This is a genomic window from Streptomyces glaucescens (genome assembly GCF_002154375.1).
GTDB lineage: Bacteria > Actinomycetota > Actinomycetes > Streptomycetales > Streptomycetaceae > Streptomyces > Streptomyces glaucescens.
Window position 1 is genome coordinate 18,040 of record NZ_MUND01000004.1, and the last position, 9,915, is coordinate 27,954.

At 72.9% G+C, this 9,915-nt stretch carries 9 protein-coding genes; 5 read left to right on the forward strand and 4 right to left on the reverse strand.

Going from position 1 to position 9,915, the window contains the following annotated elements; translation table 11 throughout:
- Nucleotides 1-38 precede the first annotated feature (38 nt).
- Nucleotides 39-1,772, forward strand: a complete 1,734-nt coding sequence (locus CCN42_RS00370) for a hypothetical protein (protein ID WP_086732524.1) — start codon at nt 39-41, stop codon at nt 1,770-1,772.
- Between the two features lie 209 nt (nt 1,773-1,981).
- Here CCN42_RS00370 and CCN42_RS00375 read toward each other — a convergent pair whose 3' ends face one another.
- Complete coding sequence (locus CCN42_RS00375; RefSeq protein WP_086732525.1) at nt 1,982-2,395, reverse strand: SCO4983 family protein; 414 nt, start codon at nt 2,393-2,395, stop codon at nt 1,982-1,984.
- Nucleotides 2,396-2,485: 90 nt separating this feature from the next.
- Complete coding sequence (locus CCN42_RS00380) at nt 2,486-3,697, reverse strand: pyridoxal phosphate-dependent aminotransferase (protein ID WP_086732526.1); 1,212 nt, start codon at nt 3,695-3,697, stop codon at nt 2,486-2,488.
- A gap of 125 nt (nt 3,698-3,822) precedes the next feature.
- Between CCN42_RS00380 and CCN42_RS00385 the strand changes: the two genes are divergently transcribed.
- Nucleotides 3,823-4,518, forward strand: coding sequence for a hypothetical protein (locus tag CCN42_RS00385; protein ID WP_143661808.1), 696 nt, complete (start codon nt 3,823-3,825; stop codon nt 4,516-4,518).
- A gap of 146 nt (nt 4,519-4,664) precedes the next feature.
- Nucleotides 4,665-5,504, forward strand: coding sequence for a S1 family peptidase (locus CCN42_RS00390; RefSeq protein WP_086732528.1), 840 nt, complete (start codon nt 4,665-4,667; stop codon nt 5,502-5,504).
- Between the two features lie 22 nt (nt 5,505-5,526).
- On the opposite strand, the gene CCN42_RS00395 is transcribed toward CCN42_RS00390, so the two are convergent.
- Both CCN42_RS00395 and CCN42_RS00400 read right to left on the reverse strand, forming a co-directional pair.
- On the reverse strand, nt 5,527-7,137 hold the full coding sequence (locus CCN42_RS00395; protein WP_086732529.1) for an N-acyl-D-amino-acid deacylase family protein: 1,611 nt from the start codon (nt 7,135-7,137) through the stop codon (nt 5,527-5,529).
- A gap of 11 nt (nt 7,138-7,148) precedes the next feature.
- On the reverse strand, nt 7,149-8,420 hold the full coding sequence (locus CCN42_RS00400; RefSeq protein WP_086732530.1) for an amino acid deaminase: 1,272 nt from the start codon (nt 8,418-8,420) through the stop codon (nt 7,149-7,151).
- Between the two features lie 138 nt (nt 8,421-8,558).
- Between CCN42_RS00400 and CCN42_RS00405 the strand changes: the two genes are divergently transcribed.
- Together CCN42_RS00405 and CCN42_RS00410 are read left to right on the forward strand one after the other, a co-directional pair.
- The gene (locus tag CCN42_RS00405) at nt 8,559-9,617 is read left to right on the forward strand and encodes a sugar kinase (RefSeq protein ID WP_086732531.1); all 1,059 of its coding nucleotides are present in this window, start codon (nt 8,559-8,561) and stop codon (nt 9,615-9,617) included.
- Nucleotides 9,614-9,915, forward strand: a 302-nt coding sequence (locus CCN42_RS00410; protein ID WP_143661809.1) for a helix-turn-helix domain-containing protein, incomplete at its 3' end; no start/stop codon positions are given. The genes CCN42_RS00405 and CCN42_RS00410, both read left to right, overlap by 4 nt.

Here is a 9,915-nt window from a genome sequence, read left to right on the forward strand (position 1 = left end):
CCCTGAGGGACGCTCAGAACAGCCTGTGGGGGGCACAGTTGAATACAGCACACCGTTCCGGACGACTCGCGGCGACCGCTCTCGTCACCGCCCTCGCCGGAACCGGCCTCACCGTCGCCGCCGCGCCCGCGGCACACGCGGCGGCCTCCGACGTCGTGGCCAAGCTGCCGATCTCGTCGTTCTCGGCGCTGGCCGTCGACAACGTGCACCAGCGCGTCTTCGTGGCGGACAGCAATGTCGGCTACTACCTCAACTCCGGCACGATCGCCGTCTACGACTTCGACGGCGAGCGCCTCACCACCATCACCACCAACCAGCAGCACGTCTCCGGCCTCTCGGTCAGCGCCGACGGCAGCAAGCTGTGGGTCGGCCTGCGCGAGCGCGTCGAGGCCTACGACACGGTCACCTACCAGCGCACGTTCGTCGCCAACGCCTCCTCCGACACCTGCGGCCGCGAGGTCGCCGAGTCCGGCGGCCAGCTCTACATGACGGCGCCGCAGGCCCAGTACAGCTCCGACTGCCCCACCGCCACCACCCACGTCGACGGCATCATCAACGGTCTGTACGCGCGCACCGGCTGGAACGACTCCGGCGATCTGCTGCTGGAGGCCGGGGCCGGGGACCGGATGCTGATGGGTCAGCCGCTGAACGCGAAGGCGCCCAACCCGTTCGTCACCGTGTTCGACACCAGCGGCGGCAGCCTGGTCCGGAATGCCGCGCGCCGCTTCGCCGACAGCGACGGCAAGGGTGCCCTGAACCTGAAGGACATGGCGCTGTCCGCCGACGGCAGCAAGGTGGCCCTCGCCGACGCGTCCGCCGGCACCCGGCTGCTGAACAGCGACGACCTGTCGGACGCGGCGGCCGGCTACCAGCCGCTGCCCGCCGGGGCCGCCGCCAGCGCGGTCGCCTTCAGCGGCGACGGCAGGTACATCGCGCGGGGCGCCGCGGCCTCCGGCTCGACCCCCGACCTGCTGGTCCAGCCGGCCGACCCGGCCGACGCCACCACGCCGCTGGAGTTCGTCTTCGAGGGCAGCCTCGACGGCGACCGGGTCGTGCCGCGCGGCATGGAGTGGTCCGCGGACGGCTCCCGGCTGTTCACGGTCACCACCAACGCGACCGGCAGCCAGTACTGGCTGCACGTCATCCAGCCCCCGGCCGTCCAGTACGACGTCCGCCTCGCCGGCGGCCTCTCCCACAGCCCCGCCCAGGCGGTGGCGGGCGAGCCGCTGGCGGTGCGCGGGCGGCTGGAGGCCGACGGCCCGGCCCCGGCGCAGCCGCTGAAGGTGACGGCCACCCGCACCGACGCGGGCGGCACCCACGAGCTGGGCACCTTCACCGTCCGGGAGGACGGCACGTACACCGTTCTGGACGAGCCCGGCCTGGTCGGCGACGCCACGTACACGGTCTCGTTCCTCGGCGATCTGACCCACCGCCCCGCCTCGGACGTCACCCACACCGTGTCCGTCGGCAAGGCGGCCAGCTCGATCGCGCTCACCGCTCCCGCGGAGGCGACGCTCGGCGGCGGCATCCGGATCACCGGCACGTTCACCGCCCAGGGCAAGGCCCTGCCGGAGCGCGCGGTGCTCTCGGTGGAGCGCGCCGACCGCCTGGGCAGCGGCATCCTCACCCCGGTGACGGTCGCCGCGGACGGCACCTTCACGATCAACGACATCCCGCGCACGCGCCGGGAGGTGACCTACACGGTCAGCTGGCCGGGCGACGACCTGCACACGGCCTCCACGGCGTCGGCGACGGTGTTCGTCCGCCGCTGAGCGTGGCGGCCGAGGGCACCGCGGCTCGCCGAGGGGCGCGGGGAACCGCGCGGGCAACCGCACACCACCCGCGGCCGCGACACGCCCTCGGGCCCCACGGCGGGAACCGGCTCAGGCCGAACGCGGTGTGATGGCAACCCGGTCCGCGCGTCGCTGCGGGTGCACGCGGACCGGGGCCGTCAGGGGGAGCCCTGCTCGACGAGCGGGGCTCAGCCGGCCGCGACCTGACGCGGCCCGAGGGCCTCCGCGTGGGCGTCCATCCGCTCGGCGGCGAGGATCGCGGCAGCGGTGTCCGCACGGGAGGCCGCGACCACGAGGGCCCGGCCGGCCAGCGCGTGGGCCCGCTCGTGCAGCGCGGCGAGGTGCGGCTCGGAGACCGGGCTCACCACGGAGCGGACCGGCGCCTGCCCTCCGCGCAGCCTGGCGACCTGGTCCGCGAGCCGTGCGGCGGCGGCGTCGAGGTCGTCGGACGGGGCCAGCGCGCGCAGCTCGTCGGTGACGGCGAGCAGTGCCGCGAGATGGCCCGCGAGCTGGATGTCCAGCTCTTCCTCACGGGACCGGTGGGGGAAGTCCGAGGCGCCGGCCATCGTGTGGACCGACTTGGTGCGGATCGGTTCGTACATGGGATGGCCTCCTGTGCTCTGACAGAAGGCATCCTACATTAGATCCGTTCTAAAGTTGAGCATGATCCCGAAAACGGGTCCCCGTGCCTCCTACGGCTGGCTGTAGCCGTCCAGGAAGTTCCCGATCCGGCCGATCGCGTCCCGCAGATCGCCCGCCGTCGGCAGGGTCACCACCCGGAAGTGGTCCGGCTCCGGCCAGTTGAAGCCCGTGCCCTGGACGACCATGATCTTCTCCTGCCGGAGCAGGTCCAGGACCATCCGCCGGTCGTCCTTGATCTTGAAGACCTGGGGGTCGAGGCGCGGGAAGAGGTAGAGCGCGCCCTTGGGGCGGACGCAGCTCACGCCCGGGATCTGCGTCAGCATCTCGTAGGCGACGTCCATCTGCTCCTTCAGCCGCCCGCCCGGCAGCACCAGGTCGTTGATCGTCTGGCGCCCGCTGAGCGCGGCGACCACCCCGTGCTGGCCCGGCATGTTGGCGCACAGCCGCATGTTCGCCAGGATCGTCAGGCCCTCGATGTAGGAGTCGGCGTGGGCGCGCGGGCCGGAGATCGACATCCAGCCCACCCGGTAGCCGGCCACCCGGTACGCCTTCGACATGCCGTTGAAGGTGAGGGTGAGCAGGTCGGGGGCGACGGCGGCGGTCGGGGTGTGCTGCGCGCCGTCGTAGAGGATCTTGTCGTAGATCTCGTCGGAGCAGACCAGCAGGTTGTGACGGCGGGCGATGTCGGTCAGCCCGCGCAGCATGGCCTCGTCGTAGACGGCGCCCGTCGGGTTGTTCGGGTTGATGATGACGATCGCCTTGGTGCGGTCGGTGACCTTGCGCTCGACGTCGGCGAGGTCCGGCATCCAGTCGGACTGCTCGTCGCAGCGGTAGTGCACGGCCGTACCGCCGGACAGTGAGACGGCGGCGGTCCACAGCGGGTAGTCCGGCGCCGGGACGAGCACCTCGTCGCCGTCGTCGAGCAGTCCCTGCATCGCCATCACGATCAGCTCGGAGACGCCGTTGCCGATGAAGACGTGCTCGACGTCCGTCTCTATGCCGAGGGTCTGGTTGTGCATGACGACGGCCCGGCGGGCGGCCAGCAGACCCTTCGCGTCGCCGTAGCCGTGGGCCGTGGAGACGTTGCGGAGGATGTCCTCCAGGATCTCCGGCGGGCACTCGAAGCCGAAGGCGGCCGGGTTGCCGGTGTTCAGCTTGAGGATGCGGTGGCCTGCCGCCTCGAGCCGCATCGCCTCCTCGAGCACCGGGCCCCGGATCTCGTAACAGACGTTGGCGAGCTTGGTCGACTGGATCACCTGCATGCCTGGGAGCTTACGGCCGGGTGTCGTCCCGTGGGTCGTGTTTTCCGACACGTGAGACGTGTGGTTTGCGGTGAAATGCGTCGACGCTGTCCCTGGAGTCACTCCAGTCTCTAGAATGCGCGGCCATGTCCGAGCCCCCCAGAACGGGTGACCACGAGCGTCCGCCGATGGTGTACCAGCCGCAGCCGCGACCGGAGCAGATCCCGGCCTACGAGGAGTACGCCGACCCGGCGGTGGCGCACGGCTGGCAGAACGCCTACGACGAGACGCGCGAACTGCCGCCGGTGACCGCCCCCGGATCCCGGCGCGCCCGGGGTTCCCGGCGCAAGCCCAGCCCCTGGCGGCAGCGGCGGGCGCTGGTGGCCACCGGTGCGGTGGGCGCGGCGTCCGCGGTGGCACTGATCGCCGGGTTCTCCTTCTCCGGGTCCTCCGGCGGCGGGGCGCAGGGGGAGCGGAGCCGGGCGAGCCCGTCGGCGGACGACCCGGGCACGGTGGCGCCTTCGGGCACGGGCGCGAGCGCGGACGCGGACGCGGTCGGTGCCGACGGCGACGGCGGCGGCGCCGCTCCGACGGCCGCGCCCGCAGTGGCGACCGGTGACACCACTCCGGGTGCCTCCTCCGGCCCCTCCTCCCGCTCCTTTGCGCCGGGGCCCGCCGAGGGCGGCGGCGAAGCCCCCGTGACCGCGGCACCCGTGTCGCCCACGGCCACGGCCACGGCCACGCCGTCACCGGCGCCGACCGCCTCCCTCTCCGCCGACGGTCCGGGCAACGCCAACGGCAACCCGGGGCACGGTCCCGGCAGTACCAAGCGGCCCAAGTAGCGGCCCCGTACGCGCGAAAACCCGCCACGGGGGGCCGGAAACGCCTCCTTGTCCCCTCACGCCCCGGCATTAACAATGCGCATGACAAGACAGCGGGCGGCCGGACGACCTCCGGTCGCCCCCGTCGTACCAGAGGGGATCCCCACATGAAGAAGCCTCTCCTCGCCACGCTCGCGGCCCTGGTGATCACCGGGGCGGGCGCGGCACCCGCCGTCGCGGCCACGCCGGACGCCGAGGCGGCGCCCGCCGTCAAGGCGGTGAACTTCGCCGGGACCGTGGCGCTCAGCAACTGCTCCGGCTCGGTCGTCCGCATGCCGGACTCCGCCGACGACGACCCGGCGCTGGTGCTGACCAACGGCCACTGTCTGGAGTCCGGCTTCCCGGAGCCCGGCGAGGTGATCGTCGACCGGGCCTCCACCCGCTCCTTCGGCCTGCTGAACTCCGCCGGCACCCGCGTGGCGACCCTGCGCGCGAGCAAGATCGCCTACGCGACCATGACCGACACCGACGCGGCGGTCTACCAGCTCACCCGCACCTACGGGCAGATCAGAAGCGCCTACGGCATCAACGCGCTCACCCTCAACGACTCCCACCCGGTCGCCGGAACCGCGATCAGTGTCGTCTCCGGGTACTGGAAGCGCATCTACAACTGCTCCATAGACGGCTTCGTGTACCAGATGCGCGAGGGCGACTGGACCTGGAAGGACTCCGTCCGCTACACCTCCGCCTGCAACACCATCGGCGGCACCTCCGGCTCCCCGGTCGTCGACCAGGCCACCGGCCGGGTCGTCGCCGTGAACAACACCGGCAACGAGAGCGGCGAGCGCTGCACGGTCAACAATCCGTGCGAGGTCGACGCGAACGGCACCGTCACCGTCCGCCAGGGCATCAACTACGCCCAGCAGACCTACCAGTTCGCCGCCTGCTTCGGCCTCGACAGCAAGCTCGACCTGTACGCGAGCGGCTGCACCCTGCCCAAGCCGTGACCGGCGCCGCGGCCGTAACCGGTCAGACGGGCGTCCTGCGCACCGAACGGCCCGCCAGGACGTCCGTCCGCCGCCCCTCGTCGATCACGAACCGGCCGTCCACCAGCACGTAGGGGATGCCGGCCGGCAGGGTGCGCGGACGGTCGTACGTCGACCCGGCCGCCACGGTGGCCGGGTCGAACAGCACCAGGTCGGCCCGGTAGCCCTCCCGCACCACGCCCCGGTCGGGCAGTCGCAGCCGGGCCGCCGGGCGGGCGGTGAGGTGCGCGACGCACTCCTCCAGCGACAGCACGCCCAGCTCGCGGACGTAGTGGCCGAGGTAGTGCGGGAAGGTGCCGTAGGCCCGCGGGTGGGGCTTCGCACCCTGGAGGATGCCGTCGGAGCCACCGGTGTGCACCCGGTGGCGCATGATCGTCCGGACGTTCTCCTCATGGCCGACGTGCTGGAGGATCGTGGGGCCGAGGCGGTCCTCCACCAGCAGCCGGTGCGCGACCGTCCACGGCTCCTCGCCGCGCGCCCGTGCCGACTCCAGGACCGTACGGCCCACGTATCCGGCGAGCGCCGGATCGGTGACGCCGGAGATCTCGATCGTCTCCCACTCCACCGGCACCCCGTGGCAGCCGTCCGCGCCGGTCACCTCCATGTGGTGCCGGATCCGCGCCGCCGTCCCCGGGTCCGTCAGCCGCCTCAGGGCCGCCTCCGGGCCGCCCTCGCTCGCCCAGCTCGGCAGCAGCGCGGCGAGGGTGGTGCAGCCGGGGGTGTACGGGTAGGTGTCGAGGCTGATGTCGGCGCCGGTGGCCAGTGCGTCGTCCAGCAGGGCCAGCAGCTGCGGCGCGCGGCCCTTGTTCACGCCGAAGTTCATGGTGGCGTGCGCCAGGTGCAGCGCGCAGTCCGCCTCCCGGGCGAGCGCCACCATCTCCTCGTACGCCTCCAGCGCCCCCGCCCCGTAGGAGCGGTGGTGCGGGCAGTAGTAGCCGCCGTACGACGCCACCACCCGGCACAGCTCGGTCAGTTCGGCGTCCTTCGCGTACATGCCGGGCGTGTACGTGAGCCCCGACGACATGCCGACCGCGCCCTGCTCCAGCCCCTCGGCGACGAGCTGCCGCATCCGCTCCAGCTCGGCCGCGGTGGCCTCCCGGTCCTCCCAGCCGACGGCGAGGGCGCGGACCGTGCCCTGCGGGATCAGATAGGCGGCGTTGACCGCGATGCCCCGGTCCAGCCGGTCCAGGTACTCGCCGACCGACCGCCAGTCGAAGTCGATGTCGTCGCCGGAGCCGTTCCAGCCGGTGATCGCCCGGCGGACCTCGCCGAGCGTACGGTCGTCGACCGGCGCGTACGACAGGCCGTCCTGGCCGATCACCTCCAGCGTGACGCCCTGCGCCGCCTTGGCGCTGTGGTCGGGGTCGCGCAGCAGGGCGAGGTCGCTGTGCGCGTGCATGTCGATGAAGCCGGGGGAGAGGACCAGCCCCTCGGCGTCCAGCTCGCGCACGGCGGACGGGCGCTGGCAGCCCGCCGCGGCGGCCTCCTTGACGATCGACACGATCCGGCCGCCGTCCACGACCACGTCGGCGCGGTAGGAGGGGGCGCCGGTGCCGTCGACGACGTCCGCGTCCCGGATGACGAGATCTTCCACCGCCGTACCCCCTAGAAGAACGTGCGGATGTAGTCGACGACCGTGCCGTCCGCCTCGGCCACCGGGATCAGCTGCCACTTGTCGAACACGGTGCACGGGTGGGACAGCCCGAGACCGAGCCAGTCGCCCACCTCCAGATCCGCCTCCGGGGCGGTGCGCAGCCAGGCGTGCTGGTCGGACAGGCCGGTGACCTCGATCCCGGTGGCCGGGCGCTCCACCCCGTCCCGGCGGACCACCTGCGCGAACGGCAGGTGGAGGTCGTACGCGGCGTCCCGCTTGCCCGCGTTGGCGAAGGCCTGCTCGGCGCTGGGGCGGGAGACGACCTGCGTCCAGAGGCGGAACGCGGGCTCCAGCGCGCCCTCCTCCGGGATCCGGGTGAACGGGGTCAGCTTCCGGTAGTGGCCGTCGTCGTGCGACACGTACGCACCGGAGCGCAGCAGCTTCAGGACCGGCGCCGACAGGTCCGGTATCTGGGCGAAGACCTCCGCCACCGCGTCGAACCAGGCGCTGCCGCCCGCGCTGACCACGATCTCGTGCAGCCCGGCGAACCGGCCCGCCTTGTCGAACTCCACGGCCAGCGAGACCAGCCGGCCCAGCCAGGCCCGCACCCGCTCCGGCGTCGCCTGCGGCACCTCGCCCTCGTAGCCGGCGACACCGGCCAGCCGCAGCGCCCGGGTGCCGAGCACGGCGTCCGCGACCCGCGCGGCCTCCGCCTCGGTGCGCACCCCGGTGCGGGCACCTTCCCCTGCGGCCAGCTCCACGACCACGTCCAGGCGGCGGGGGACCGGGACGTCCGCCAGGGCCGCCTCCATCAGCTCCACGCCGCGCACCGAGTCGACGTAGCAGATGAACTTGAAGTCGTCGTCGGCGGCCAGCTCGGCGGCGATCCAGCGCAGGGCCACCGGGTCGACCAGCTCGTTCGCGAGGAAGATCCGCTCCACCCCGAACGCCCGCGCCACCCTCATCTGGTGCGGTACGGCGAGGGTGATGCCGACGGCGCCGTGCGCTATCTGGCGGGCGAACAGCTGCGGCGCCATGGACGTCTTGCCGTGCGGCGCGAAGACCAGGCCGTGCCGGGCGGTGTACTCCGCCATCAGCCGCAGGTTGTGCTCCAGATGCTCGGCGGACAGCGCGAGGACCGGAGTGGTGAAACCGCCGGTGAAGAGGTTGCGGCGCTGGGCGGCCAGCTCGCCGACGGTGAGTCCGTCGGCGTCCGGCGGGAGGCCCCGGAAGCGGTGGTCGACGCGTTCCTCGGTGAGCCGGGCGAGGGCTTCGCTGCCCATGGAACCTCCCTGATCAGGTCCGTTGCACACATTGCAACGTCCGTTGCGTATATCGCTTACCGCTGTCTAACATCTCGGCCAACGCGGGGTCAACGAAAGCCGCCGACACCCGTACGACGCCGAGGAGCAACGACGACCGTGACCGCCACCGGACCGCGCACCACCCCCGGCGCCGTGGACGTCGTCGCGCTCGGCGAGTCCATGGTCACCTTTCTGCCCATCCGTCCGGGCCGTCTCGCCGATGTTCCCTCCTTCGACCGCTCCATCGGCGGCGCCGAGTCCAACGTCGCCTGCATGCTCGCCGCCGCGGGACACTCCGCGCGGTGGGTGAGCCGGGTGGGGGACGACGGGTTCGGCGACCACCTGGTGGAGACGATCGGGGCGTACGGCGTGGACGTCACAGCCGTACGGCGCGACCCCGCCCGCCCGACCGGCGTCTACTTCCGCACCGCCGGCGACCGCGCCACGGACGCGCACGAGGTGGCGTACTACCGCGCCGGATCGGCGGCCTCCGCGATGAGCCCGGCCACCGTCGACCTCCCGGCCGCCCGCGCGGGCCGCGTCCTGCACCTGTCCGGCATCACGGCGGCCCTGTCCGCCGACTGCCTCGGCCTGCTGCGCGAACTGACCGCGCCCCGCCCCGGCCGCCCGCTGATCTCCTTCGACGTCAACCACCGCTCCCGGCTGTGGCGCGACGGCGAGGGCGCCGCGGTGCTGCTGGAACTGGCCCGGGCCGCGGACGTCGTGTTCGTCGGCGAGGACGAGGCCGAGGAGGCCTGGGGCGTGACGGGCGGCCCGGAAGCCGTCCGGGCGCTGCTGCCCGAGCCGGGCCTGCTGGTGGTGAAGGAGGGTGCGCGGGGCGCCACGCTGTTCGGAGCGAACCGGGCACCGTCACCCGGCACCTTCGTCCCGGCCCTCACCGTCGACGTCGTCGCGACGACCGGCGCCGGAGACGCCTTCGCCGCCGGATTCCTCTCCGCCACCCTGCGCGGCCTGCCCCCGCGGCAACGGCTGCGCCACGGCCACCTGTGGGCCGCCGCCGCCCTCACCGTCCCCGGCGACCTCGCGACGCCCCCAGCCCGCGACCACGCCGACCGGCTCGCCGCCCTCGACGGCACCGCGTGGGGGACACTTCGACTCGGCCCCGGCTGGACAGCCGCCACGGAAGGGGCCGACGAGGAGGAACGTACGCCATGAGCCAGACCGTCGACCGCGCGCTGAGCATCCTGCCGCTGCTCGCCGAGGGACCCGCCGACCTCGGACAGGTCGCCGACCGCCTCGGCGTGCACAAGTCCACCGCCCTGCGCCTGCTGCGCACGCTCAACGAGCACGGCTTCGTCTACCGCCAGTCCGACCAGCGCTACCGCCTCGGCGCCCGGCTCTTCGCCCTCGCCCAGGAGGCCATGGAGAACCTGGACATCCGGGAGATCGCCCACTCCCACCTGGTCCGCCTCAACGAACAGTGCGGGCACACCGTCCACCTCGCCGTCTACGA

Bases quoted from the DNA above. Each gene is read 5' to 3' on its own strand.
- CCN42_RS00375 (WP_086732525.1), bottom strand. From the start codon at position 2,395: ATGTACGAACCGATCCGCACCAAGTCGGTCCACACGATGGCCGGCGCC.
- CCN42_RS00380 (WP_086732526.1), bottom strand. From the start codon at position 3,697: ATGCAGGTGATCCAGTCGACCAAGCTCGCCAACGTCTGTTACGAGATC.
- CCN42_RS00385 (WP_143661808.1), top strand. From the start codon at position 3,823: ATGTCCGAGCCCCCCAGAACGGGTGACCACGAGCGTCCGCCGATGGTG.
- CCN42_RS00390 (WP_086732528.1), top strand. From the start codon at position 4,665: ATGAAGAAGCCTCTCCTCGCCACGCTCGCGGCCCTGGTGATCACCGGG.
- CCN42_RS00400 (WP_086732530.1), bottom strand. From the start codon at position 8,420: ATGGGCAGCGAAGCCCTCGCCCGGCTCACCGAGGAACGCGTCGACCAC.